Here is a 26201-nt window from a genome sequence, read left to right as displayed (position 1 = left end):
GCAAGGACCACCGCCGCAATGTCCCCCAAGCACAAGCCCGCCCCTGCCACCGCCGAGCATGCCCCGCTGCAGCTGGAGCACTTCCTGCCCTACCGGCTGTCGATCCTGTCCAACACGATCAGCCAGACGATCGCCGACGACTACCAGAGCCGTTTCGACCTCTCGGTGACCGAATGGCGGGTGATGGCGGTGCTGGGGCGCTACGCGGGCCTGTCCGCGCGCGAGGTGGCCGAGCGCACCGCGATGGACAAGGTGGCGGTGAGCCGGGCGCTGGCGCGGCTGGTCGGGGCCGGCCGGGTCGACCGGGCCACCCACGACAACGACAAGCGGCGCTCGGTGCTCAGCCTCACCGAGGCCGGCTGGGCCATGCACGACGAGGTCGCGCCGATGGCCCGCGTGCGCGAGCGCGAGGTGCTGGCCCGGCTCGACGCGGAGGAGCGGGCCTGGCTGATGCGGATACTGGACAAGCTGCAGCCGTGAAGCGGCCGTGGCGGGAAGCCTCCAGGCCTCCCGCCCCGTTCCCGGTCACTTCACCCCGTGCATCAGCCGGTTGATCAGCGGCGCGATCAGGAACAGCAGCACGCCGGCGCCCAGCAGCGACCAGAAGCCGAAGGTGTAGCCGCCCAGCGCCGACTGCACGGTCATCCCGCTTTCGCCGCTGACGTGGCCGGCAAAGATCCCCGACAGGTTGTTGCCGATGCCGGTGGAGAGGAACCAGCCGCCCATGCCCAGACCGACCAGGCGCACCGGGGCCAGCTTGGTCACCATCGACAGCCCGATCGGCGACAGGCACAGCTCGCCGACCGACTGGATCACGTAGACCATGAACAGGGTCCAGAACGGGATCTTGCCGGCCCCGTCCACCAGGCTGGACAGCGCGAACATCAGCAGCAGGAAGGCTAGGCCGTTGAACGCAAGGCCCAGGCCGAACTTGCGCGGGATCGACGGGTTGCGGCTCTTCATCGCCACCCAGATCCACGCGATCAGCGGCGCCAGGAAGATGATCGCCAGCGAGTTCACCGACTGGAACCACGCGGTGGGGAAGGCGAAGCCGCCGAGCTGGCGGTTGACGATCTGGTCGGCGAGGAAGGTGAACGAGCTGCCGGCCTGCTCGAAGAACATCCAGAACAGCACGTTGAACGCGAAGATGATCAGCATGGCGATCACGCGGTCGCGCTGCACCCTGCCCTCGCGGATGCCTTCCACCATCAGCAGCACGGCCAGCGCCACGAACAGGATGCTCAGCACCCACTGCAGGAAGCCCGCGCCGGCGGCAAGCAGGAAGTACACGCCGGGAATGCACACCAGCATGCCGAGCAGCACCCAGGCCACGCGCGCCAGGCTTTCGCCGCCGGCGGGCGCCAGCCCCACGCCCTGCAGGCCGCGGCGGCCGATCCAGAACCACACCAGGCTGATCAGCATGCCCACGCCCGAGGCAATGAACACGTACTTGTAGCTCGGCATCGCCTCGCTGCCGAACACCGCCTTGGCCAGGTATTCGGTGATGATCGGCGAGATCAGCGCGCCGGCGTTGATGCCCATGTAGAAGATGGTGAAGCCGCTGTCGCGGCGCTCGTCGCCGGTGCGGTAGAGGCGGCCCACCATGGTGGAGATGTTCGGCTTGAACAGGCCGTTGCCCACGATGATGGTGGCCAGGCCCAGCTCGAACACCTGCTGGCTCGGCACGGCGATCATGAACAGGCCCGCCGCCATCACCGCCGCACCCAGCAGGATCGAACGCTGGTAGCCGAGCACGCGGTCCGCGATATAGCCGCCGAAGATCGCCGCGGCATACACCAGGGCCAGGTAGGCGCCGTAGGTGCGGCTGGCCGGTTGCTGGCCCGCGCCCGCGCCGCCGAAGAACTGCGCCACGATGTAGAGCACCAGTGCCCAGCGGATGCCGTAGAACGCGAAGCGCTCCCAGAACTCGGTCATGAACAGCATCCACAGCGGGCGTGGATGGCCGAGGCGCTGCGGATACCCGGGTACGGCGCGCGGCGCCGTATCGACGGTTTGGTTCATGGATGCTCCCCGATGGTGGATCGGCACCCCGCGTGGGGATCCGTAAATTCTTTCGGGAAGGTGTAACCGCTGACCGCGGGTCGCGTCAAATGCACTGCAGCACGCGCCCCCGCCGTCGTGGCGCAAGACGCGGTCAGCGTACCCCGTGCATCAGCCGGTTGATCAGCGGCGAGATCACCAGCAACAGCACGCCCGCGCCGAGCAGCACGCCGAAGCTGAAAGTGAAGCCGGACAGCGCCGAGGCCACCGTCATGCCGTGCGCGCCGCTGATCGAGCGCGCCACCAGACCGGAGAAGTCGCCGCCGGCGGCCAGCGACAGGAACCAGCCGCCCATCGCCAGGCCGACGAAGCGCGGTGGTGCCAGCTTGGTCACCATCGACAGCCCGATCGGCGACAGGCACAGCTCGCCCAGCGTCTGCATCACGTAGCACAGCACCAGCGGCCAGAGCGGGATCAGCCCGGTGGGGCCGAGCAGTTCCTTCAGCGCATACACCAGCACCACGAAACCCAGCCCGTTGAAGATCAGGCCGAAGCCGAACTTGCGCGGGATCGACGGCTCCGCGTCGCGTCGCGCCAGCGCGCCCCATACCAGCGTCAGCAATGGCGCGAACAGCAGGATCGCCAGCGGCGTGACTGACTGGAACCAGCCGACCGGGAACTTCCAGCCGCCGAACATCTGTCGGTCCACCCAGTTCTCGGCGAGGAAGTTGAGCGAGGTGCCGAACTGGAAATAGAAGGTCCAGAACAGCACGCTGAAGCCGAACACGATCAGCATGGCGATCACCCGGTGCAGCTGCACGCGGTCGTGACGGCGCGCCTCGCCGATCAGCGCCGCCGCCACGCCGATGAACAGCACGCCGAGCAGCCACTGCAGGCCGTCGGCGCCCACCCAGGCGAGCAGCGCATAGATCAGCGGTACCGCCAGCGCGGCGCCGAGCAGTACCCACAGCACGCGCGCGCGGCTCTCCATGCCCGGCAGCGGCCGCCCCACGCCCTTCAGGCCGCGCCGGCCGAACCAGAACCACAGCAGGCTGAGCAGCATGCCGATGCCGGCGGCGGCGAACACCACGCGGTAGTTCTGCTGCATTGGCGTGTCGCTGAAGGCGGCGGCCATCCAGCCGGTGAGCAGCGGCGCCACGAAGGCGCCAGCGTTGATGCCCATGTAGAACAGGGTGAAGCCGCGATCGCGGCGCGGGTCGTCGCGGCCGTAGAGCTGGCCCACCATGGTGGAGATGTTCGGCTTGAACAGGCCGTCGCCGGCGATCACCAGCGCCAGCCCCAGCATCATCAGCGGCTTGCTCAGCACCAGCAGGGTGAACAGGCCGGCCGCCATCACCGCCGCGCCGAGCAGGATCGAGCGCTGGTAGCCGATCACCCGGTCGGCCACCCAGCCGCCGAAGATCGAGGCGGCATAGATCAGCGCGGTGTAGGCGCCATAGATGCCGGCGGCCCAGCCCTGCCCCGCAGGGTCTCCGTGGAAGAACTGCGCCACGATGTACAGCACCAGCGCCCAGCTCACGCTGTAGTAGGCGAAGCGTTCCCAGAACTCGGTCATGAACAGCATCCACAGCGGACGCGGATGGCCGAGCAGCTGCGGGTAATCGGGAGCGCCGCCGGCGTCGATGGTCTGGATCATGCGTTCCCCAGTGGTCCGTGGCGTATGGGTGGATGTCATGAAAAGTGCAGCCATGGATGGCCGCCCGTTTGATCCTCGCGATCAGGGATGATCGCAAAGGTCAGGCCCTCAGCTGTCGAGCACGGTGCGCACCTCCAGCAGTTCCGGGAAGAATTCCAGGTCCAGCGCCTTCTTCAGGAACGCCACGCCGGACGAACCGCCGGTGCCGCGGCGGTGGCCGATGATCCGCTCCACCGTCTTCATGTGGCGGAAGCGCCACAACTGGAAGCTCTCCTCCACGTCCACCAGTTGCTCGCACATGTGGTACTCCGGCCAGAACTGCGCGCGCTGCTCGTAGATGCGCTTCAGCGCCGGCAGCAGCGCCTCGTTGCGCTGGTAGGCCTCGGTCCAGTCGCGCTGCAGCAGCGCGGCCGGCACCGCATGGCCGCGGCGCGCCAGGTAGCCCAGGAATTCGTCGTACAGGCTGGGCGCCTCCAGCACCGCGCGCAGCTCGGCCTGCGCGGCCGGATCGTGCGCGAACACCTTCAGCATGCCGGCGTTCTTGTTGCCCAGCATGAATTCGATGGTGCGGTACTGCAGCGACTGGAAACCGGACGACGGCCCCAGCACGCCGCGGAACTCCAGGTACTCCGCCGGGGTCAGCGTTTCCAGCACCGCCCACTGCTCGAACAGCTGGCGCTGCACCTGCTTCACCCGCGCAAGAATTTTCAGGCAGGCATCGATGCCATCTACCCGCAGGTGCGCCAGCGCCGCCTTCAACTCGTGGATCAGCAGCTTCATCCACAGCTCGGCCACGTGGTGCTGCACGATGAACAGCATCTCGTCGTGATGCGGCGGCTGGCTGAGCGGGCGCTGCGCCGACAGCAGCGTGTCCAGGTGCAGGTAGCCGCCATAGGTGATCTGTCCGTTGAGGTCGGTCCGGATGCCCGCTTCGAGATCGCGCTGGTTGTCGCTCATGCTGTTCCGTCACACACCGAAAGGATCATGGTAGCGGCTGGACGCGCCGCCGCGCCTGACCGGAAGCAAGAATCAAGCGGGTTCATCCACTCCGTACGGCTCCGCATGCTGCGCTGTACCTTGCAGCGCAACATGCCTGCCTGCTATCAAGCGCGGTCTTGTCCGGTCGTCTTGCGCGTGCTGCAGGCTTCCGGACACGCCAGTTCCAGGCCTTCCCCATTCCTCACTCCGGAGCGAGTCGTGACCATCGCCGCCAAGTTTGAAATCGAATACCTGCAATACCTCGATGCCGAGGGCAAGCAGGTACGCGATGATCTGCCCGAGTTCGCGAAAGACCTCGGCCACATGGTCGAGCTGTACAAGCTGATGCTGTCCACCCGCGTGTTCGACGCCAAGTCGATCGCGCTGCAGCGCACCGGCAAGCTGGGCACCTATGCCAGTTGCCTCGGCCACGAGGCCGCGCACGTGGGCATCGGCAGCGCGATGCGGCCGGAAGACGTGCTGGCGGTGAGCTACCGCGAATACGGGGCGCAGCTGTACCGCGGCGTGCAGCCGCGCGAGGTGTACATGTACTGGGGCGGCGACGAGCGCGGCAACGACTTCCAGAAGGAGCCGGCGCGCCACGACTTCGCGTGGAGCGTGCCGATCGCCACGCAGTGCCTGCACGCGGCGGGTTCGGCGCTGGCGTTCAAGATCCGCGGCGAGAAGCGCGTGGCGGTATGCACCATCGGCGACGGCGGTTCGTCCAAGGGCGACTTCTACGGCGCCATCAACATCGCCGGCGCGCAGAACCTGCCGCTGGTGGCGGTGATCGTCAACAACCAGTGGGCGATCTCGGTGCCGCGCAAGATCCAGTCCGGCGCGCCCACGCTGGCGCAGAAGGGCATCGCCGCCGGCCTGTTCTCGATCCAGGTGGACGGCAACGACATCATCGCCGTGCGCAAGGCGATGGAGGACGCACTGGAACGCGCGCGCAGTGGCCAGGGCGGCAGCGTGCTCGAACTGGTCACCTACCGCCTCGGCGACCACACCACCGCCGACGACGCGCGCCGCTACCGCGGCGAGCAGGAAGTGAAGGACGGCTGGGCGAAGGAACCCATGAAGCGCCTGCGCAACTGGCTGGTGGCGAAGAAGGTGTGGGACGACGCGAAGGAGGAGGCCTGGAAGGCCGAGTGCGACGAGTGGATGGACAACGAGGTGAACGCCTACCTCGAGACCAGGACCCAGCCGGTCTCGGCGATGTTCGACTACACCTTCGCCGAAGTCCCCGCCGATCTCGCGAAACAGCGCGACTACGTCCTCTCGCTTGAAAACAAGGCCCACTGAGTTATGGCACAGATCACTCTCATCGAAGCGGTTACCCAGGCGCTCGCCTACGAGATGGCCCACGACGAATCGGTCGTGGTGCTGGGCGAGGACGTGGGCGTCAACGGCGGCGTGTTCCGCGCCACCCAGGGCCTGCAGGAGAAATTCGGCGAGCTGCGCGTGATCGACACGCCGCTGGACGAAACCACCATCGCCGGCGTCACCGTCGGCCTCGCCGTGCAGGGCATGAAGCCGGTGGCCGAGGCGCAGTTCGAGGGCTTCATCTACCCGATGATGGAGCAGATCGCCTGCCATGCCGCGCGCATGCGCAACCGCACCCGCGGCCGCCTCACCGTGCCGGCCGTGTGGCGCGCGCCGTGGGGCGGCGGCATCCGCGCGCCGGAGCATCACTCCGAGGCAAACGAGCACCTGTTCACCAACATCCCCGGCCTGCGCGTGGTGATGCCTTCGTCGCCGGCGCGCGCCTACGGCCTGCTGCTGGCCGCGATCCGCGATCCGGATCCGGTGATGTTCTTCGAGCCCAAGCGCATCTACCGCCAGTACAAGGAAGAAGTGCCGGACGACGGCGAAGCGTTGCCGCTGGACGTGTGCTTCGTACTGCGCGACGGCACCGACGTGACCCTGGTGACCTGGGGTGCGCAGGTGAAGGAAGCGCTGGAGGCTGCCGACGCGCTGGCCGCCGAAGGCATCAGCGCCGAGGTGATCGACGTGGCCACGCTGACCCCGCTGGACTTCGACACCATCGCCGAGTCGGTGCAGAAGACCGGCCGCTGCGTGATCGTGCACGAAGCCCCGAAGACCGCCGGCTTCGGCGCCGAGATCGCCGCGCGCGTCGCCGAGGAATGCCTGTACGACCTGCTCGCCCCGGTCGAGCGCGTCACCGGCTTCGACACGCACATCCCGCTGTTCCGCCTGGAAATGAAATACCTGCCGAGCGTGGAACGCGTCGTCGACGCGGCCAAGCGCACGTTGGCGGCAAGCTGACACTCTTTGCTCCTCCCCCTGCTTGCAGGGGGAGGCCGGGAAGGGGTAAAGCTCTTGATCTGAAATCCGGGCAAAGAGCACCCCTCCCCAACCCTCCCCTGCCATGCGGGGGAGGGAGCAAACCGGAAAACTCATACCTGGAAATCCGCTCATGGCTGATATCAAGACGTTCTACCTCCCCGACCTCGGCGAAGGCCTGCCCGACGCGACCGTGGTCGAGTGGCACGTGAAGGTGGGCGACAGCATCAAGCTCGACGCGCCGTTGTGCTCGATGGAAACCGCCAAGGCGGTGGTCGACGTGCCCTCGCCGTACACCGGCAAGGTCGTCAAGCTGCACGGTGCACCCGGCGACATCATCGAGACCGGCGCCGCGCTGGCCGATTTCGAGCCGGACCCGAACGCCAAGCAGCGCGCCGAGGCCGAAGCCACCGGCCACCATCATGGCCCGAAGAAGGCCGAGGAAGCGAAGCCGGCCGCCAAGGCCGAGCGCGAGGACGAGGGTACCGTGGTCGGCGCGATGGTCAGCGGCAACACCGTGCACGTCGAGCAGGCCGCCAGCATCGGCGGCGTCAAGGCGGTGCCCGCCGTGCGCGCGCTGGCGAAGAAGCTCAAGGTCGATCTCGCCCGCGTGCGCCCCAGCGGCGCCGATGGCGTGGTGACCATGCAGGACGTGAAAAACGCCGCCGCCAACAGCAGCGCCGCACTCGGCGCCGCCCCGGCACGCGCAGTGCCCGCCTCGGCGGGCCGCCACCTGGCGCCGGAACTGCCGCAGCCCGGACATGCCCCACAAAGTCCGCAGCGCGGCCCGGTCTCGCTGGCCGGCAAGCCGGTGCGCACGGCGTCGCCGTCGGTGCAGGCCAGCGGCCAGCCGGAGCAGCTGAAGGGCGTGCGCCGCAACATGGCCCGCGTGATGGCCGACGCCCACGCCCAGGTGGTGCCGACCACCCTGGTCGACGACGCCGACCTGCACGCCTGGATCGGCAAGCAGGACATCACCGCGCGCCTGATCCGCGCCATCGTGTTCGCCTGCAAGACGGTGCCGGCGTTGAACGCATGGTTCGACGGCAAGAACCTCACCCGCACCCTGCATCCGCAGGTCGACATCGGCATCGCGGTGGACACCGACGACGGCTTGTTCGTGCCGGCGCTGCGCAATGCCGACGTGCTCGACGGCGCCGGCATCCGCGCCGCGATCAAGCGCCTGCGTTCGCAGGTCGAGGATCGTTCGATCCCAGCCTCGGAACTGTCCGGCTACACCATCAGCCTCAGCAACTTCGGCATGTTCGCCGGCCGCTACGCAACGCCCGTCGTGGTGCCGCCAACCGTCGCCATCGTCGGCGCCGGCAAGCTCAGCCACGACGTGGTGGCGGTGATCGGCGGCATCGAGGTGCACCGGCGCATGCCGCTCAGCCTCACCTTCGACCACCGCGCTGCCACCGGCGGCGAGGCCGCGCGCTTCCTCAAGGCGATGCTGGACGACCTGGCGCTGCCGCACTGAGCACACGCCGGTTCGTGGCATGATCGACGGGGCGCCGATGGCGCCCCGTTTTTTTGTGCCGGCCGGCGCGCGCCAAGCCGCTGCCCGGCCGTGGAGACCCGCCATGCACCATAGCCGACTGAGCACCCTGGTCCTCGACTGCCGCGTCGACGACCTCGCCGCATCCACCGCGTTCTGGAGCCAGGCGCTCGGCAAGCCGGCCGGTGCGGCGGACCAGGACGGCGACGGCCGCTACGCCGAGCTGGCGACCGACGACGACGAACCGGTCATCCTGCTGCAGAAGGTCGAGCACGACAGCCGCGTGCACCTGGACATCGAGACCGACGATCTGGAAGCCGAAGCATCGCGGCTGGAGCGGCTCGGCGCGAAGCGCATCGCGTTCGCGCGCGAGCGCTGGTGGGTGATGGAAGCGCCGAGCGGCCACCGCTTCTGCGTGGTGCGCCGGCAACGCGAGGCGTTCGGCCCGCACCTCAACCGCTGGGAGTGAGGGTTGGCGGATTCGGCCGGCGCCGCGCCGACGTGCCGTGGCCAGGCCGGCGACGGTGGACCCGCGTAAAAAAGGGGCCGCCCGAAGGCGGCCCCGTCTCCTTTCGTCTGTGCGGGTCCTGTCCCGCATGGCATGCGGGACAGGAGTTCCGGTTTACTGGCAGGTCGGGAACTTGAACGACGCGATGCGCGTGTTCCAGTTGAATGCACCGGTGGTCTTCAGGTACTCGCTGGTGTACCAGAACGTGCAGTCGTCGACCGGGTCGATCGTCATCGCGCTGTAGTCGCCCCAGCGCGACAGGTTGCTGCCGCTCTGCGAACCCAGGCCTTCGATGATGCTGTTCTCGGCCTGCATGGTGTTCAGCGTATCGGTCGCCAGGCGGCCGGTGTAGCGGATCGCCGGGTGCAGCGCGCTGCTGGAGGCGCTGTAACCCAGTGCCATGTTGCCCTGCTTGTCCATCGCCACCGAGCCCATCCAGCGATAGGTGGTGTCCGGCGAGAAGGTGGACTGCTGGTAGACCACCGGCGTGGTGCCCGGGTTGCGGACCTCGTACCAGCGCACGCCCGTGTACGGGTTCTGCCTGGTCGTGCCGACCTTCACCGAATGGGTGACCACCAGCGACTCGTGGTCGGTGAAGTGACGGTAGGCCAGGCGGAACATCAGGCGGTCGGCCAGCGAATCGAGCTTCTGCGACACGCCTGCCTGCGGCACGCAGGTGCCGCCGCCGCAGGCCGTGGCGAACGAGGCCACCGGAATGGCGACCGGGCCGGTCAGCGTGGTGTTGGCGGTGTTGCTCCAGTCGACGTGGAACTTCCACAGGTTGAGCTGGCCCGCGGTGAAGTTCATGAGGTAGTTCGGCGAACCCGCCGGCGGCGCGGTGGCACCGTCCAGGTCGGCCGGCAGCACGCCACCGTAGGCGGTGGAGAGCTGGAAGCACTGCTGGGTGGCCGCAGCACCGCTCAGCATGGCGTTGCGGTCGTAGGCGCAGAGCTTCGCGCCGGCGAACGTGTTGCCGTTGAACATGTTGAACGCCTCGTAGTACGCATCCGGCCACACGCCCATCTTCGGGTAGTCCGGGAACGTGCTGCCGTACGGGAACGCATAGCGGTAGTAGGCACCGGTGGCGTCGCTGGTCGCCGACACCGCCACGCACTGGTAGTAGGGCGCGGCGGTGACCGCGAACTGCGAGATCACCCAGCGACCGGCCGCCTTGTCGTAGACCACCACCGCGTCGCCGTCGTTGTCGGTCTCGCACGGGCCGGTGAAGCCGGACCACAACGTGTTCGTCGCCACCGGGCCGTAGGTCACCGCCTTGGTCGCCTTGTCGAACACGGCGAAGCCGCTGTTGACGATCTGCACGTACTGGGTGGCGCCGACGGCGCCATTGGTGTCCGGTGGCGCGCTGTTCACGGTGAAGGTGCCCTGCGGGCCGCTGAAGCCTTGCCCCACGCCATCGATGCCCGACCCGAGCGTGGGTGCGGCAGCGCCGGTGGTCGTGCTTTGCACCGCGCCGTCGCGCGGCACGCCGGGACCATCCAGCCAGGGTAGCGGGCGAGCCGGGTGGCTGCGGCCGCTCTTGGAGAAATCATCGGGCCGCGGCATGGTGCCGCGCAGCGAATGCAGGGTGTCGTGTTGCGCCGAAGTGACTTCGGGTGATCCGATGGTGTCGGCGTGGGCGATACCCACGGCGGCCAGGCTGACGGCTGCGCACAGCACGACGCCCACGCCTCCCAATTTGCATGGTGACATGTAATCCCCTCCAGTGAAGATGCATGGATCTATCGAAAGGATCGGGTCACGCGTACGGCACCCGCAACTGCCGATGATCCGGCGCTACGCGCAAACCGATGATGACCAGCCGTCCCGCGACATGCCTTGTCATGGCTCCCCACGGCTGGTGGCCGAGTATCCCATGGAAAATCCTGCCGGCGTTCGGCAAGCACATGATTCGCAATATTCTACGAATTACTTTGTGCGCCACTTCCGGTTCTTGTCTCGCCCACGCCGAAGCATGGCCCGGTTTTGCTCAGCCCGCACCGCGGCGGAAGATGATGCGGCGCACGATCATCGCCACCGCCAGCACGGCGACGCAGGCGCCATAGCCGTACAACGCCGGCAGCACCTGCTGCCAGATCGCGCCGCTGGCCGGACCGAACTCGCCGGCAGCCGGCTTTCCGGCTCCTTCGAACCCCAGCACGGCGCCTTGCACCGTGGCCACTGCAGCGAGCAGCAGGGCGGTGAAATCGAAGATCCGCCGCCACGGCGTGCGCGGCAGGTTCTTCGGGTAGGCCCAGTAGGCCCAGCCGAGGATCAGCAGCCACGGGGCGAGCAGCAGGATGGCGAGATAGCGCATGGATCACGGACTCCGCGGGAAAAGGGACTCGCTGCGCCTCACTCCTGCTCGGCGAGGGCGAGCAGATCCAGCGCTTCGCGCAGACGCGCCAGCGCTTCGTCGCGTGCCGGCTCCTGGTGGTACTCGGGCGTCGTGGCGACCGGCGCGCCGTCCAGCTCCAGCACCAGGGCCCGCGGCAGGACCTGCAGCACGGCGGCGGTGCCCAGCCCCTTGAGGCGTTTCTGCAGCGCACCGGCCGCCTTCGGATCGGCAAACGGCTTCGACAGCAGCAGCTCCTCGCCGTCCGCGGAGAACAGGCGGAAGCGGAAGCTGCCGTCGGCATCGCGGAAGCTGGCGAAGCGCGGCATCCTGCCTTGCTTCGGCGCAGCCTTCGGCTGGCCGGCAAGTGCCGGTGCGGTGGTCATCGCGCGCAGCCCCAGCACGCCACGCAGCGCAGCCACCTTGGGCGTGGCGATCGCGCGCGCCTTCTGCGCACCCTGGCGCAGGATCGTCTCGATCGCGGCGGGGTCCGCCATCAGCGCCTCGTAGCGCTCGCGCATCGGCGCCACGTCGGTTTCGATCCGCTCGTACAGCACCTGCTTCGCCTCGCCCCAGCCGATGCCCTCCAGCAGTGCCTGGCGGAACGCCGCGGTCTCGGCCTCGCTGGCGAACGCGCGGAAGATGGTGAACAGTGCGCAGTCATCCGGATCCTTCGGCTCGCCGGGCAGGCGCGAGTCGGTGACGATGCGCATGACCGTCTCGCGCAGCTGCTTGCTGCCGCCGGCGAACAGCGGGATCGTGTTGTCGTAGCTCTTCGACATCTTGCGGCCATCGAGGCCCGGCAGCGTGGCCACCTGCTCCTCGATCAGCGCCTCCGGCAACACGAAGAACTCGTCGCTGTGCAGATGGTTGAAGCGCTGGCCGAGGTCGCGCGCCATCTCGATGTGCTGGATCTGGTCGCGCCCCACCGGCACCTGGTTCGCGTCGAACGCCAGGATGTCGGCCGCCATCAGCACCGGGTACATGTACAGGCCGGCGGTGATGCCGGCATCGGCGTCCTCGCCCGCCGCGGTGTTCTTGTCCACCGCGGCCTTGTACGCGTGCGCGCGGTTGAGCATGCCCTTCGACGCGATGCAGGTGAGGAACCAGGTCAGCTCCGGGATTTCCGGGATGTCCGACTGGCGGTAGAAGGTGACCCGCTGCGGGTCCAGGCCGGCGGCCAGCCAGGTGGCGGCGATCTCCAGCCGCGAACGCTCGATGCGCACCGCGTCATCGCTCTTGATCAGCGCGTGGTAGTCGGCAAGAAAGAAGAACGCATCGACGTCGTCGCGCCGGCTGGCCGCGACGGCCGGGCGGATCGCGCCCACGTAATTGCCCAGGTGCGGCGTGCCGGTGGTGGTGATGCCGGTGAGGACTCGGGTATTCATGCGGTGTCGTGCGGGTAAAGCGCCAGTCTACGACATCCGGCAAAACGGCTCGACCGGCCGGCCGCGCCACCGGCGGCGTGCCTTCCCAAAAAAATCACGCGGAGCGGTCCAGATTCTGCCAACCCTGACCATGGCGAGGAGCTCGAAGCTGATGAGCGGCAAGTTCACGATGTTCACCGGCAAGAACGGCGAGACCTACTTCAACCTCAAGGCCGGCAACGGCGAGATCATCCTGCAGAGCCAGGGCTACAAGGACCGGAGCGGCGCGCACAACGGTATCGCCTCGGTGCGCAAGAACGCGCCGGAAGCGGCGCGCTACGAGAAGAAGGTGGCGGCCAACGGCAAGTTCCATTTCAACCTGAAAGCCGCCAACCACCAGGTCATCGGCAGCAGCGAGATGTACGAGAGCGAGCGCTCGCGCGACGTCGGCATAGCCTCGGTGATGGCGAACGCGCCGGACGCCAAGCTGGTCGAGGAATGAGCGGTTCTTCGGCGCGGCCCATCGGGCCGCGCCGAAACCTCCTTGTTCCGGATCAGCGGATCAGCGTGGACTTGCCGAACAGCGACTCGACCAGATCCACCGCCAGTTTCGCGGTCTGGTTGCGCTTGTCGAAGGCCGGGTTCAGCTCGACGATGTCCAGCGACGCCACGCGCGCCGCATCGGCGATCATCTCCATGCACAACTGCGCCTCGCGGTAATTCGGCCCGCCGCGCACGGTGGTGCCCACGCCCGGCGCGATGCTGGGATCGAGGAAGTCGACGTCGAAGCTCACGTGCAGGTGGGTGTGCTCATCGAGCCCGGCCAGCGCCTCCTCCATCACGCGCTTCATGCCGATTTCGTCGATATGACGCATGTCGTGCACTTGCATGCTGGCCTCGCGTACCAGCCGCTTTTCGTCCTCGTCGACCGAGCGGATGCCGATGTAGCGGAACACGTCCGGCGTGGTCGCCGGCGTGCTGCCGCCGAGCCCGGTGAGTCCCGCCGGGCCGATGCCGCACAGGCACGCCACCGGCATGCCGTGGATATTTCCGGTGGGCGTGGCCTGCGCCGTGTTGAAATCGGTGTGCGCATCCAGCCACAGCACGCGCAGCCGCTTGCCCTCGTCGTGGCAATGGCGCGCCACAGCGGATATCGAGCCGATCGCCAGGGAGTGGTCGCCGCCGAGCACGATCGGCAGGCGCCCGGCCTGCAGCTCCTGGTGGACAGCCGTATAGACGGCCGTATTCCAGGCGATCACCTCATCCAGGTGGCGATAGCCGTGCTCGGGCGGCTGCCACGGGTTGAGCGGACCCTGCAGGTTGCCGCGGTCGATCACCTTCAGTCCGCGGCGCTGCAGTTTTTCCGCCAGCCTGGCCACGCGCAGCGCCTCCGGCCCCATCGCGGCACCACGATGGCCGGCGCCGATGTCGGTCGGCACACCGATCAATGAAACGGTCTGTTTGTCCATATACCTGTGTTTACCTGATGCATGGCGGCAGGCGCCGGCGCTCGCCGGACGAAAGCGGCCTCATGCCGCTCCGGGCGACTCGCCGCCGTCCCTGCCTGGCGGGAGGGGCCTGCGCGACCGGCCAGTCGCGGATCCTCCGGAGTCTACCGGAACGGCCCTGCCGCGCCGAGAGACATGCCCGGCCTGCAGCTGGCGTGGCCGATGCAGGCGCGCGCCACGCGACCACAGCAGCGTCGGCCCATGGCGTCACCGGCACACTCGCTTTCCTGCTGGCTCGCGGCGCAGTCGCCGCCGCTACGGCCGACCGCGCCAGCCCACGGCCATGCCGCGGCCGCCAAGGCTGCTGCGCACGGACACTGCCGCGGATATCGCCTCCGGACAATCGTTCGAGGCGCGCGTCGTCGACCATTCTCGGCGATCGCCACCGCGGGTCGCGTGGTGGCTGGCTGCATCACCAGCCTGCCGGTAGTGGCTTGCCGCGCAGTCCTTCTGCCGCTGCAGCATCACGCGCCTGTCGAGGTCCCCGGACAGGCAACGAGCCGGGTGATGACCTGCGCCGGCATGTCGCCCACACCCGAGCATCCGCATTTGCACGGTGGCGTCCACCTCCATCATGCCGCCGGAGTCCGACTGCGCCCACGCGGCTGCGGCCAGCAAAAACACCCGGCGCAGTGCCGGTGCAGGCCAGCCACGGTCAGGATGAGATGGCCATGGACATGATTTCCCGCGACCCGAAACCGGGACGAACCGCCGCACGGTCGCACGGTCGCGCGATCGCGCCTGCCGCCGTAGCGCCGATGCCCGATACCGGGGAAGTTCGTCTACCGGGGACGCTCGTCTACTGGAGTCCGAGCTGGCGACTTCGCGCCAGCTCGTCCTCGCGGCGCGAACGCGCGCCTGGGCGCCAAGACACCAGATCCGCGCCGGGATAGACCCCGCCGGACCTCTTGTTCCTTGCGATCTTGCCGAACAGCATCCTTGCAAACAGCGACACTCCACGCCAGAAGGCGGAATGTGCAAGCAACGTTTGCATACCAGTCATCCCGAGCTGCCCCTGCGCAGCCTTCGGTACTGATGCTAGCAAGCTTTCACGTTATATGCACACGTAGTTCTCATTTTGAACAGGCAGCCCATACCATGACACGGAAATGTGATAGGTCACACACACCGCGCGACGAAACCACCGACGACGGCGGCGATTGAAGGCGGTCTCCCCCCGCCGCTGTGCCCGGCGCGGCGTACTGCACCGGGGCGATGGTGAACTCCGCGCAGGTCAACTCGACGCTCACCGTGCGACCCGAGCTGGCATGCTCGTCTCGTGCCAGCCCGCGGGCCAAGCGGATAGCAGGTGCGAAACGCAGCTGGTCATACAGCAGCCCCCTTCCGCCGCAGATGCACCACAGGCCGTGGCTGCTTTCCTTGATGGTCAAGACAATACGCATCGCCATACCCCGGACAAGGACGTCGCCCGGAACACCCACCGTCGCCTCCCCACGGGCGGATGATCGTGTATTCCCAGCGTCGCCCAGTCTGGCGAGAACTGCTCGATACGTATGTCGGCGCCGACCTACACCTGCTGTGCGCACCCGTCCCGGAATGGGGGACGCCGCTAGCCCGACCGGCCCAGGCCTTGCTGTTCCGGATGCGGCACGTGGCCATACTTGGCCAGAATGACCGGCTCGGAGTATTCGCCACGATCGACATCGCCCGCCTGCGCGTACACCAGCACGCCATCGAAATGATCCGCCAGGATCTGGCCGCGCGTCAGCGCCAGCTGCTCCAGGCCATGCAGGATCGGCTTGTCCGCGACGACATTCCCGTCCATCTCGTGAAAACCTTGCACCACGTACAACGTGCCCATATGACGTGCCCTCGCTCCGGTCGAATGCCCGAGGGTGGATCAACCGAAGTCGACGATTCGCGATGGCCGCGTTAAGGGCGGTCAAAGCCATTCAGCATCAGCTCCGGAACGGCGAAGGCCGCCCGGGGGCGGCCTTCGAAACCTGCTTTCCTGGTGCCGGCACCCGGATTCGAACTGGGGACCTACTGATTACAAAAAAAAAAAGAAACAGATTATTTGGGGCTTTGCCTGGCTCGTTCCATGGGCCGAAATGGCTCAACCACGCCATTTTGCCACCCTGCTCAAAGGACCAAGGGGTGGCAAGATATCTAACTGGGGGGAGCCATACCGGAGCCATGGCTCCAAGTCGACGCTACGCCTGTCGCGCTCCTTCCCGGCCCGCCTCCGATGTTCGGCATTTCAGCGCGAACGCGTCAATTGATCCGCTTCCTTCACCTTCTCATCGAAGTCGCTACGCGTCTGGACCGTAATGCTGCTGGCCTGCGCCAGCTTGGCAAGCGCCCCGTCGTGAATGGACTTGTAGCGGATTGCCAGCGCCGGCAGAGGATCGCACGCCGGCCGCGCGCCGTGCAGCAGGTCATCCGTCGGTGTCAGGCACGGCGAGTTCGCCAACGCCTGGTCCAGCGCCACCATGGTCTGGTGATCGCCCGCAATGTTGCGATCCGTGCCGTCCAGGGACTGGTCGGGCTGGATTTGCGCCTGCGTCATGCCCACGTCCACCTGATCGGCCGCCACATCGGCCTGGTCGCGGTGAAGGGCCAGCAGTTCATTGATCTTGGCGATGGACTTGTCGCCGAAAGCCAGGGCCTTGTCCCGTTGCTTCTCGATCAGGTCCGGGTTCCACGTGGCTTCCTTTGTCAGGAAACGCTGCAATCGGGCCACCAGCTCCGCCGCGTTGTGTTCGTCCACGAGTTTCAGTCGCGCCGTGTTGATCTGTTGAAGAATCATGGCGTATTGCCCATCGGTCTTGGACTGGAACCGCTCGGTGTTGGGCTGGTCGTTGTCGCCCAACCAGGTCAACGTGATCGTGCCGATGGTCCAAGTCGCGCTGCGGTTCGTGTGACCCAGCCCGTCATCCAACACGAGGGTGGCACGCCTCCCGTCATATGAGTCCGACACGTTTTGCGTCGTGGCCGTGTCCTTGCCGATTGATTCAACGTGTTGGTTTCACGGGCCGGAATCGGCCAACTCCGGACATCCCGCTTCCCTACCTAATTGCTACAAAGCAGTCATTGGCTGAACTCGCTCCGGAGGCTCAGCGAGCATGGCACTGAGTAACTTATACAAATGACCTCCGTGCCCCTGTGACGGTTCACTTTGGTGTGCACTGTTGTTGCTACTTGATTGCCGCGAAGGATTCGCGGGGTTGCCAGCCACCACCGAGGGCCTTGAAGACAGCGACCGCTGCGATCGCTGATTCCGTGTTCGCCTGTGCTCGCGCATCCGAAGCTTGTAGCAACGTCGCGTCGGCATGCAGCACATCGATCAGGCTCGCCGCGCCGTGCTGATACGCTGTCGATGAAGATTCGCGTGCTTGAGCAAGCGATGCTTCACCCTGGGTTAGCGTATTGGCCTGTTCTTCACGATTGACCAACGCCGAGAACGCGTCCTCGACGTCTTCCGTGGCGCGAAGCACTGCTTGGCGATACGCAGCCAAGGTTTCCGCATCCCGCCCCTTGGCCTGTTTGATCTGCGCGTTGATGCGGCCGAAGTCGAACAGACGCCAGCGCAGCCCCAGCACGCCGGCTGCCTGGCTTGCGCCACTGCTGAACAGGTCGCCGCTGGAAACCGCGGTGGCACTGCCCAGCAGGCCGCTGAGTGAGAATTTCGGGTAGTACTCGGAGATAGCCTCGCCGATCCTTGCATTGGCCGCCGCGAGATGTCGCTCGGCGACGATGAGGTCGGGCCGCCGCTGGAGTAGATCCGCAGGCGAGCCCAGGGAGGCGATCTTCGGTGTGGCGGGTATCGGTGCGATGACCGCAAGTTCGGCCCGGTGCGTTCCCGGCGGTGAGCCCAGCATCACATCCAGTGCGTTCATGGCCGCATCGAGGTGGGTCTGGAGGACAGGAACCGTCGCCCGGACTTGGGCGAGTTCGCCCTCGGTTTGCCGGACCTGATATTCAGCAGCGAGGCCCTTGCCATAGAGCAAGCGAACCTTCGCCAACAATTCTTGCTGGACCTTGACTTGCCGCTGCGCAATCTCAAGACGAGCCTGCAGCCCCCGAATGGCGATATAGCTGTCAGCGGTCTGCGCGGCGACTTCCAGCCGCGTGGCAACGGCGCCTGCTTCCGATGCCTGATAGTCCGCCAGCGCAGCTTCGTGTCCGCGCCGCAGTCCCCCGAAGATATCCACTTCCCAACTTGCCCCAAGGTCAGCCTCGTAGGCATTGCCCCAGCGATCATAGTTGGGCGTGGCGTTGAGCAGTTGCCCCAGCGGGGTTTCAATCGACTGATGTGCCCGGGCAGCCGATCCATTGATGCTGCCCGAGGGAAGCAGCGCGGCATTGGCGCCACCGAGCGCGGCACGCGCCTGCGTGACCCGTGCCGCTGCCTGCGCCAGGTCCAGGTTCTGTTCAAGAGCCAGTGATATGAAATGCGTCAGCAGCGGATCGTTGAAACCATGCCACCATGTCGCGAGATCGGCCGTGGGGGCAGCATGTTGCTGCTCGACCGCCGCTTGTTCCATGTAGTGATGCGGAAGTGGTACGTCGGGTCGACGATAGTCCGGGCCAACCGCACAACCGGCGGTGACGCTGGCGCACAGTAAAAGAGCGATAGAGCGGCGGGAGAGCATGGTGTTCTCGGGTAGTGACTGAGTAGTGACTATAATCCAATATGGTCACACGTTGTCAATATTTCCGTGCCGCGGTAAGCTCATGGCATGAACAAGATCCCTCCTGTTGCCCCGCCACCGCGGGGACCGTCGGACCATGAGGTTCGCACCCAAATCGTCGAAGCGGCCGCCGAACACTTCAGCCATTACGGCTATGAGAAGACCACGGTTTCCGACCTGGCCAAGGCCATCGGCTTTTCCAAGGCTTACATCTACAAGTTCTTTGGCTCCAAGCAGGCGATCGGCGAAGTCATCTGTGCCGACTGTCTGAATACGATCATGAAGGCGGTGGACGAGGCCATGTCCTCCGCTCCCAGCGCGTCCGAGCGATTGCGCCGAATGTTTGCCGCATTGGTAGAGGGCGGCAGTAACCTGTTCTTCCACGAACGCAAGCTCTACGACATTGCGGCGGCAGCTGCCAGCGGGCCATGGCCCTCGGTGCGCACTTACGAAGACCACGTCAGGAAGCTCGTTGCGCAAGTCATCGTCGATGGCCGCAACTCAGGCGAATTCGAGCGCAAGACCCCCCTGGACGAGACTGCCAACGCCATCTACCTGGTGATGCGTCCCTACGTCGATCCGCTCCTGCTGCAGCACAATCTGGACCTCGCCGCCGAAGCCACGGTCCAGCTTTCCGGTCTGATTCTGCGCAGTTTGGCGCCATAGCCGGAAAAAAAGATGTGTAGTGACTATTGACTTAATTAGTCACAAGTATGAAGATCAGGTCCTGCCTTTGATAGGAAAAGGACCTCATGCGCCATCGCCTACTTGCTTCATTCGTCATCTGCTTGCTGCCCCTTGCCCTGACGGCATGCGGCAACGGGCATGCTTCCGATCCGCGCACCGAGGCTCCCCTGGTCGGGGTTGCGCCTGTCACGGTGGCGCCTACCATGGCGCTCTCATTCACCGGCGTCGTGGCTGCCCGGGTGCAGAGCAACCTGGGTTTTCGTGTCTCGGGAAAGGTGCTGCAGCGTCTGGTCGATACGGGGCAGACGGTCAAGCGCGGCCAGGTACTGATGCGCATCGATCCGATCGACCTGCGACTGGATGCATCTGCACAGATTCAGTCCGTTGCCGCGGCTCGCGCGCGGGCGAAGCAGACCGCCGATGATGAAGCCCGTTATCGCGGTCTGGTGGCCGCCGGCGCGATATCAGCGTCGGCCTATGACCAGATCAAGGCGTCAGCTGATTCCGCCCGGGCCCAACTCGCCGCCACCGAAGCGCAAGCTGACGTGGCGAAGAACGCATCCAGCTACGCGGAGCTGCGGGCTGATGCCGATGGCGTTGTGGTGGACACAACGGCCGAGCCAGGCCAGGTTGTCAGCGCCGGGCAGGTCGTGGTGCGCCTCGCACACGCCGGCCCCCGCGAAGCCATCGTCCACCTGCCCGAAACGCTGCGTCCGGCGATCGGTTCCCAGAGTGAGGCCAGGCAATACGGCCAAGATCAGCCAGCCGTCCCGACGAAGTTGCGGCAGCTTTCGGATGCAGCAGATCCTTCGACACGCACCTACGAGGCGCGCTATGTCCTCACCGGCGCACTGGCCCATGCGCCACTCGGTGCCACGGTCACCCTCTGGATACCGGCAACGGCGAGTTCGGCGCAGGCGGGCTTGCAGGTCCCGATAGGTGCTGTTTTAGACCCGGGAGAAGGAGCAGGCGTCTGGGTGGTCACGGGGCATCCCGCGCAGGTCGCATGGCGCTCCGTCAAGTTACTTGGTCTGACCGACGAAACCGCGCGTATTGAGGATCTCTCTGGCGGCCTCAAGGTGGGCGATCCGGTGGTGGCGCTCGGTGCCCAGTTGTTGCATGGGGACGAGAAAGTCCGCGCCACACCGCTGGCTACAACTACGGCGGCGATCATGGATCGTGGAGGCTTGCAATGAGCGGTTTCAACCTCTCGGCGCTCGCCGTCCGCGAACGTTCCATCACGCTGTTCCTGATCATCCTGATCTCGGTAGCGGGCATCATCGCCTTCCTCACACTGGGTCGCGCTGAAGATCCACCTTTCACCGTCAAGTCGATGGTCGTCATCACGGCGTGGCCCGGTGCGACGGCCCAGCAGATGCAGGATCAGGTCGCCGATCCACTGGAAAAGCGCATGCAGGAATTGCGCTGGTATGACCACACGGAGACCTTTACCCGCCCGGGCCTGGCCTTCACGACGGTGGAACTGCGCGACAGTACACCGCCAGCGCAAGTGCAGGAACAGTTCTACCAGGCGCGCAAGAAGCTCCACGACGAGGTACCCAACCTGCCGGCTGGCGTCATCGGCCCACTAGTGAACGACGAGTTCTCGGATGTGACCTTTGCGCTGTTCGCCTTGCAGGCGCAAGGTGAGCCACAGCGGTTGCTGATACGTGAGGCGGAGACGCTGCGCCAAGACTTGCTCCACGTTTCGGGCGTGGAAAAGGTCAACCTCATCGGCGAACAGCCCGAACGCATCTTTGTATCTTTCTCCCACGACCGCCTGGCGACAATGGGCGTCACGCCACAGGCTATTTTCGCGGCGCTCAACAACCAGAACCTTCTCACTCCCGCAGGATCGATCGACACCCAGGGGCCGCAAGTTTTCATTCGCCTGGATGGCGCCTACGACAAACTGCAGCAGATCCGCGACACACCGATTGTGGCGCATGGGCGGACGCTGAAGCTGTCCGATGTCGCCACCGTGAAGCGCGGCTACGAAGATCCCGCCACGTTTCTGGTTCGCAATAATGGCAAGCCGGCGCTGCTGTTGGGTGTCGTGATGCGTGACGGCTGGAACGGCCTGGACCTGGGCAAGGCGCTGGATCATGAAGTAACCAGAATCAACGCAGGGTTGCCGCTGGGTGTGAGCCTGAGCAAGGTGACCGACCAGTCCGTCAACATCAAGTTGGCCACCAACGAATTCATGCTCAAGTTCTTCATCGCCCTGCTGGTGGTGATGCTCGTGTGCTTTGTGAGCATGGGCTGGCGTGTCGGCCTGGTGGTCGCCGCAGCGGTTCCGTTGACGCTGGCCGCGGTATTCGTTGTCATGGCGGCCACGGGCAAGGACTTCGACCGCATCACCCTCGGATCACTGATCCTCGCGCTTGGCCTGCTGGTGGATGACGCCATCATCGCCATCGAGATGATGGTGGTGAAAATGGAGGAAGGCTACAGCCGGGTCAAAGCTTCCGCCTATGCGTGGAGCCATACGGCCGCGCCCATGCTGGCCGGTACTCTGGTCACGGCCGTGGGTTTCGTGCCCAACGGCTTCGCCCGATCCACGGCGGGTGAATACACCCACAACATGTTCTGGATCGTGGGCATTGCGCTGATCATCTCCTGGATCGTCGCGGTGGTCTTTACACCCTATCTCGGCGTGAAGATGTTGCCAGACTTCCCCAAGTCTGAAGGTGGTCATGAGGCCATCTACGACACGCCGAACTACAACCGCTTCCGCCGTGTGCTGGGGCGGGTCATTCAGCACAAGTGGCTGGTGGCCGGCATCGTCGTCGGCTTACTCCTGCTGGCCGGACTTGGCATGGGCGTGGTGAAGAAGCAGTTCTTCCCGACTTCCGACCGCCCCGAGGTGCTGGTCGAAGTGCAGTTGCCCTACGGTTCGTCCATCGAGCAGACCAGCGCCGCAACGGCCAAGGTCGAGGCATGGCTGGCGAAGCAGAAGGCGGCGAAGATCGTCACCTCCTACATCGGCCAGGGCGCGCCTCGCTTCTATCTCGCCATGGCACCCGAACTACCCGATCCATCCTTCGCAAAGATGGTGATTCGGACCGACAGCGAACACGAACGCGATGCCCTCGAGGTTCGTCTGCGTCGGGCCATCGCTGATGGTCTCGCACCGGGAGCGCAAGTACGAGTCACCCAACTGGTGTTCGGCCCGTATTCGCCGTATCCCGTGGCGTTCCGCGTGATGGGCCCGAACCCGGACAAGCTTCGTGCGATTGCTGCGCAGGTCAAAGCCGTCATGCGCGCAAGCCCGATGATGCACACCGTCAATACCGACTGGGGACAACGCGTACCAACATTGCACCTCGCCCTGGATCAGAACCGGTTGCAGGCGGTGGGTCTGAGTTCGAGTGCGGTCGCCCAGCAGTTGCAGTTCCTGCTCACCGGCATCCCTGTCACAGCGGTTCGCGAGGACATCCGCTCGGTGGAAGTTGTCGCGCGTGCGGCGGGCGACATCCGCCTGGATCCGGCGAAGATCAACGGCCTCACTTTGGAAGGATCAGCTGGCCAGCGCGTTCCGCTCTCGCAGATCGGCACCGTGGATGTACGAATGGAATATCCCATCCTGCGCCGGCGAGACCGCACATCGACCATCACCGTGCGCGGCGATATTGCAGATGGGTTGCAACCACCGGACGTATCCACGGCCATACTGAAGCAGCTGCAACCGATCATCGCCAGGCTGCCGGACGGTTACCGGATCGAAGAAGGCGGTGCTATTGAACAGTCGGGTAAAGCCACGGCTGCCATCGTGCCGCTCCTCCCGATCATGATCGCGTTGACGCTTCTGATCATCATCCTGCAAGTACGTTCAATGGCCACCATGATCATGGTGTTTGCGACCAGTCCGCTCGGCCTCATCGGCGTAGTGCCGACCTTGCTGCTGTTCAACCAGCCGTTCGGCATCAATGCCCTGGTTGGCCTGATCGCACTCTCCGGCATCGTGATGCGCAATTCTCTGATTCTCGTCGGGCAGATCAAGGACAACATCGAAGCAGGGCTGGCGCCTTTCGAGGCAGTGGTCGAGGCGACCGTACAGCGTGCACGACCGGTCATTTTGACCGCGTTGGCGGCGATCCTGGCCTTCATCCCACTGACTCACTCAGTGTTTTGGGGAACCCTCGCTTACACGCTGATCGGCGGCACGTTTGCAGGCACGATTTTGACCCTGGTGTTCCTGCCGGCCATGTATGCCATCTGGTTCAAGATCAGGCCCGTCCCCACGCCGGATTGATTTGCCGTCCTTCCCCACTTATTCCCTATACGAAGGAACAATCATGTCCACTTCCAAAGTTGTCGTCATCACCGGCGTGTCATCGGGCATCGGACGTGCCACGGCGGAGAAGTTTGCCCAGCGGGGGTGCAAGGTATTCGGCACCGTGCGCAACACGACAAAAGCACAGGGCATAGCGGGCGTTGTGCTGGTCAAGATGGATATTCGCGACGATGCTTCCGTGCGACAAGGCATCGAGGCAATTATCACGCTGGCCAAGCGGATCGATGTGCTTGTCAACAGTGCGGGCGTGACCCTCATCGGCTCGACGGAAGAAACTTCGATTGCCGAAGCCCAGTCGCTGTTCGATACCAACGTTTTAGGCATCTTGCGCACAACCCAGGCAGTACTTCCGCACATGCGCTCGCATGGTTCGGGAAGAATCGTCAACGTCAGCTCGGTGCTGGGCTTCCTTCCGGCGCCATATATGGGCTTGTATTCGGCTTCCAAGCATGCTGTCGAGGGCATGTCTGAGACCTTGGACCATGAGGTGCGCAAGTTCGGTATCCGAGTGGTGCTGGTCGAGCCCTCCTACACCAGAACCAATCTGGACATGAACGCGCCGCATGCGGCTTCCAAGATTTCAGCCTATGACGATGAGCGCGACATCGTGTCCCGCGCCATTCAGAAAAATGTCAACGACGCACCAGAGCCCAACGGTGTCGCAACCACGATTGTCGATGCGGCTTTGGGTGCATGGCGCATGCGGCGTACTCCGAAAGGTGAAGCCTCTCTCCTGCGCAAATTGCGCCGCTTCATGCCTGCCGGCCCCGTCGATGGGAGCCTGAGGAAAACATTTGGACTTGCCTGAGTACCTCGCACGCGAGGTCTTGTGGTCACAGCCGCATCGCGTAGTGATTTGGGGTTTTCCAGCAGCACCCTGGGAAACACGTTGCCCGAGTGGTCAATGGACCCCATCGAGGTGCACGCACTTCACGGAGCACTTATGTCCAACAAAATTGACAATGCCGAGAGCACGCGAGGCAACGCTGGCAACCGTTCGCTATGGCGCCGTTTTCTTGACACGATCTTGATGTTTGAATCGTCGCCTTATTTTGAAGGCACCCATGAGTACTACGAAAAGCGCATTTCAAGCTTGGAACATGAAGTGGCGCAGCTCAAATTGGCTGTTGGTCGAGCCGACGCCCCTATCTGGCTGTAGCGACATCCATGGCGCTTTGCGGTGCAAGAACTGAAAGCTCCGTGAGCTTTGTTCCCCCAAATTTGGCGCACCTGATTACCCGGAGACTCCAATGGGCGTAACGACAATTGACTGGGCCGCTCAGCAGGAAGCTTCGCAACGACGTTCGATTGCTGGTGGCGGCAAACCTGGCGTCGCCCGAATGGAACAGCTTGCCGGCAAGAGCGGGCGCGAAATTCTCCACGCCATGATGTCTGGCGAGCTGCCGTACCCTCCAATGAACGAGACCATGAACATGACGTTGCTGGAGGTGGAACATGGTCGCGCTGTGTTTCAGGGCATCCCGTTGGCGCAGCACTACAACCCGCTGGGCACGGTGCACGGTGGCTGGTTTGCCACGCTGCTGGACTCGGCCCTGGGCTGCGCAGTGCAGAGCACACTGCCGCCTGGGCGTTCCTATACGACGGCCGAACTAAGCATCAACATCGTGCGGCCAGCCTCGCACAAGACCGGTCCATTGCGCGCGGTGGGCACGGTGATTCACGGCGGCCGACAGATCGCCACGGCCGAGGCCCGCATTGAAGACGAACAGGGCAAGCTATACGCCCATGCGACCACGACGTGCTTCGTCTTCGACATGCCGATGGCTTGAAACCAAGTCGCGCTGAAACCCAATGCCCACCGACTCCGCCCATTGCTCACTTGGCTGTTGTGGCTATCCGGGATGCACGAGTCCTGAAAGCAGACGTTCGCGGCCGGCAGGAAAGGGTCGAATTCTGCCGATCGACGGCGGCCTTCGGCTGATCATATTGGTCGGCGACCTACCGACGACGGGATGTACGCCGCCATGACCACCTCGCCACGGCCAGGCACGAGTTCGAACGCAAAGCTGGTGCCAGGCGGCATGTCCTTCCGCTCCTCTTCCTTCCGAAGCGGTCGGACGCGCCCGTTTTCAGTGATCTGGGTGAGCTTCGCCAAGTCGTCGATCCAGCGTCCAGTCGCCAGCCGAAAGGATACCGTTAGGTCCCTGTTCGAATAGCCCCCATCACACCACCACCCGCGCCTGGGCAAACGTCGGCCGTCCCAAGGGATGTGCTTAGGCGCGGGTCAGGGTAGAAAAACGCCCAACGGGGGGAGCCAGGGAAAAATCCAGGGGGAGACATGAAGAGCCATGGGAATCCGTGGAAAAGCCCATGTGATGAGCCCCTGGGGGGAGACAAGGGGGAGACATGACCGGACCCCCAACAATTAATAACAGGCACTTAGGC

Annotated in this window: 23 protein-coding genes; 12 read left to right on the top strand and 11 right to left on the bottom strand. The window is 65.1% G+C overall.

Annotated features, from left to right (window positions below):
* The first annotated feature begins 18 nt into the window (after positions 1-18).
* The gene (locus AC1Q5A_RS13985) at positions 19-480 is read left to right on the top strand and encodes a MarR family winged helix-turn-helix transcriptional regulator (protein WP_492701610.1); all 462 of its coding nucleotides are present in this window, start codon (positions 19-21) and stop codon (positions 478-480) included.
* Positions 481-525: 45 nt separating this feature from the next.
* Here the strand turns inward: AC1Q5A_RS13985 and AC1Q5A_RS13980 are convergent, their stop codons facing one another.
* The 3 genes from AC1Q5A_RS13980 to AC1Q5A_RS13970 form a co-directional block, all read right to left on the bottom strand.
* Entirely contained in the window at positions 526-2022 is a 1497-nt protein-coding gene (locus tag AC1Q5A_RS13980; protein WP_492701608.1) for a peptide MFS transporter, read from the bottom strand.
* A 133-nt stretch (positions 2023-2155) separates the two neighbouring features.
* Entirely contained in the window at positions 2156-3658 is a 1503-nt protein-coding gene (locus AC1Q5A_RS13975; RefSeq protein ID WP_492701606.1) for a peptide MFS transporter, read from the bottom strand.
* Positions 3659-3766: 108 nt separating this feature from the next.
* The gene (locus AC1Q5A_RS13970) at positions 3767-4615 is read right to left on the bottom strand and encodes a tryptophan 2,3-dioxygenase (RefSeq protein ID WP_492701604.1); all 849 of its coding nucleotides are present in this window, start codon (positions 4613-4615) and stop codon (positions 3767-3769) included.
* A gap of 240 nt (positions 4616-4855) precedes the next feature.
* Here AC1Q5A_RS13970 and pdhA point away from each other — a divergent pair, with 240 nt between their 5' ends.
* From pdhA to AC1Q5A_RS13950, 4 genes are all read left to right on the top strand, one after another.
* Positions 4856-5941 (top strand): pyruvate dehydrogenase (acetyl-transferring) E1 component subunit alpha, encoded by a 1086-nt coding sequence (gene pdhA / locus AC1Q5A_RS13965; RefSeq protein WP_492701602.1) that lies wholly within the window; start codon positions 4856-4858, stop codon positions 5939-5941.
* 3 nt (positions 5942-5944) lie between these two features.
* Positions 5945-6925: an alpha-ketoacid dehydrogenase subunit beta gene (locus AC1Q5A_RS13960; RefSeq protein WP_492701600.1), complete on the top strand. Its 981-nt coding sequence runs from the start codon at positions 5945-5947 to the stop codon at positions 6923-6925.
* A gap of 151 nt (positions 6926-7076) precedes the next feature.
* Positions 7077-8423, top strand: coding sequence for a dihydrolipoamide acetyltransferase family protein (locus AC1Q5A_RS13955; RefSeq protein WP_492701598.1), 1347 nt, complete (start codon positions 7077-7079; stop codon positions 8421-8423).
* Positions 8424-8526: 103 nt separating this feature from the next.
* Entirely contained in the window at positions 8527-8910 is a 384-nt protein-coding gene (locus AC1Q5A_RS13950) for a VOC family protein (RefSeq protein ID WP_492701596.1), read from the top strand.
* A 153-nt stretch (positions 8911-9063) separates the two neighbouring features.
* On the opposite strand, the gene AC1Q5A_RS13945 is transcribed toward AC1Q5A_RS13950, so the two are convergent.
* The 3 genes from AC1Q5A_RS13945 to AC1Q5A_RS13935 form a co-directional block, all read right to left on the bottom strand.
* Positions 9064-10659, bottom strand: a complete 1596-nt coding sequence (locus AC1Q5A_RS13945) for a hypothetical protein (protein ID WP_492701594.1) — start codon at positions 10657-10659, stop codon at positions 9064-9066.
* Positions 10660-10936: 277 nt separating this feature from the next.
* Complete coding sequence (locus tag AC1Q5A_RS13940) at positions 10937-11263, bottom strand: hypothetical protein (RefSeq protein ID WP_492701592.1); 327 nt, start codon at positions 11261-11263, stop codon at positions 10937-10939.
* A 38-nt stretch (positions 11264-11301) separates the two neighbouring features.
* Positions 11302-12669: a tryptophan--tRNA ligase gene (locus tag AC1Q5A_RS13935; RefSeq protein WP_492701590.1), complete on the bottom strand. Its 1368-nt coding sequence runs from the start codon at positions 12667-12669 to the stop codon at positions 11302-11304.
* 151 nt (positions 12670-12820) lie between these two features.
* Here AC1Q5A_RS13935 and AC1Q5A_RS13930 point away from each other — a divergent pair, with 151 nt between their 5' ends.
* The gene (locus AC1Q5A_RS13930) at positions 12821-13150 is read left to right on the top strand and encodes a YegP family protein (protein WP_492701588.1); all 330 of its coding nucleotides are present in this window, start codon (positions 12821-12823) and stop codon (positions 13148-13150) included.
* Between the two features lie 52 nt (positions 13151-13202).
* Here the strand turns inward: AC1Q5A_RS13930 and rocF are convergent, their stop codons facing one another.
* From rocF to AC1Q5A_RS13905, 5 genes are all read right to left on the bottom strand, one after another.
* A complete protein-coding gene (gene rocF, locus AC1Q5A_RS13925) occupies positions 13203-14117 on the bottom strand; it encodes an arginase (RefSeq protein WP_492701586.1) in 915 nt (304 codons plus the stop codon).
* A 1112-nt stretch (positions 14118-15229) separates the two neighbouring features.
* Complete coding sequence (locus tag AC1Q5A_RS13920; RefSeq protein ID WP_492701584.1) at positions 15230-15559, bottom strand: hypothetical protein; 330 nt, start codon at positions 15557-15559, stop codon at positions 15230-15232.
* 167 nt (positions 15560-15726) lie between these two features.
* Complete coding sequence (locus AC1Q5A_RS13915) at positions 15727-15978, bottom strand: hypothetical protein (RefSeq protein WP_492701582.1); 252 nt, start codon at positions 15976-15978, stop codon at positions 15727-15729.
* 399 nt (positions 15979-16377) lie between these two features.
* A complete protein-coding gene (locus tag AC1Q5A_RS13910) occupies positions 16378-17058 on the bottom strand; it encodes a hypothetical protein (RefSeq protein ID WP_492701580.1) in 681 nt (226 codons plus the stop codon).
* Positions 17059-17314: 256 nt separating this feature from the next.
* The gene (locus AC1Q5A_RS13905; RefSeq protein WP_492701578.1) at positions 17315-18772 is read right to left on the bottom strand and encodes an efflux transporter outer membrane subunit; all 1458 of its coding nucleotides are present in this window, start codon (positions 18770-18772) and stop codon (positions 17315-17317) included.
* A gap of 87 nt (positions 18773-18859) precedes the next feature.
* Here AC1Q5A_RS13905 and AC1Q5A_RS13900 point away from each other — a divergent pair, with 87 nt between their 5' ends.
* From AC1Q5A_RS13900 to AC1Q5A_RS13875, 6 genes are all read left to right on the top strand, one after another.
* On the top strand, positions 18860-19477 hold the full coding sequence (locus tag AC1Q5A_RS13900) for a TetR/AcrR family transcriptional regulator (protein WP_492701576.1): 618 nt from the start codon (positions 18860-18862) through the stop codon (positions 19475-19477).
* An 86-nt stretch (positions 19478-19563) separates the two neighbouring features.
* Positions 19564-20694, top strand: a complete 1131-nt coding sequence (locus AC1Q5A_RS13895) for an efflux RND transporter periplasmic adaptor subunit (RefSeq protein ID WP_492701574.1) — start codon at positions 19564-19566, stop codon at positions 20692-20694.
* Complete coding sequence (locus AC1Q5A_RS13890) at positions 20691-23753, top strand: efflux RND transporter permease subunit (protein ID WP_492701572.1); 3063 nt, start codon at positions 20691-20693, stop codon at positions 23751-23753. The genes AC1Q5A_RS13895 and AC1Q5A_RS13890 overlap by 4 nt, the downstream gene beginning before the upstream one ends.
* A gap of 43 nt (positions 23754-23796) precedes the next feature.
* Positions 23797-24603, top strand: coding sequence for an oxidoreductase (locus AC1Q5A_RS13885; RefSeq protein ID WP_492701570.1), 807 nt, complete (start codon positions 23797-23799; stop codon positions 24601-24603).
* Positions 24604-24738: 135 nt separating this feature from the next.
* Entirely contained in the window at positions 24739-24954 is a 216-nt protein-coding gene (locus tag AC1Q5A_RS13880) for a hypothetical protein (RefSeq protein WP_492701568.1), read from the top strand.
* Between the two features lie 91 nt (positions 24955-25045).
* The gene (locus AC1Q5A_RS13875; protein WP_492701566.1) at positions 25046-25585 is read left to right on the top strand and encodes a PaaI family thioesterase; all 540 of its coding nucleotides are present in this window, start codon (positions 25046-25048) and stop codon (positions 25583-25585) included.
* The last annotated feature ends 616 nt before the right edge of the window (positions 25586-26201 follow it).

The sequence above is a fragment of the Rhodanobacter sp. GW835-FHT13D09 genome, from assembly GCF_058793995.1.
The sequence above is the reverse complement of the archived record's forward strand: the minus strand, read 5'-3'. Positions and strand labels throughout refer to the sequence as shown.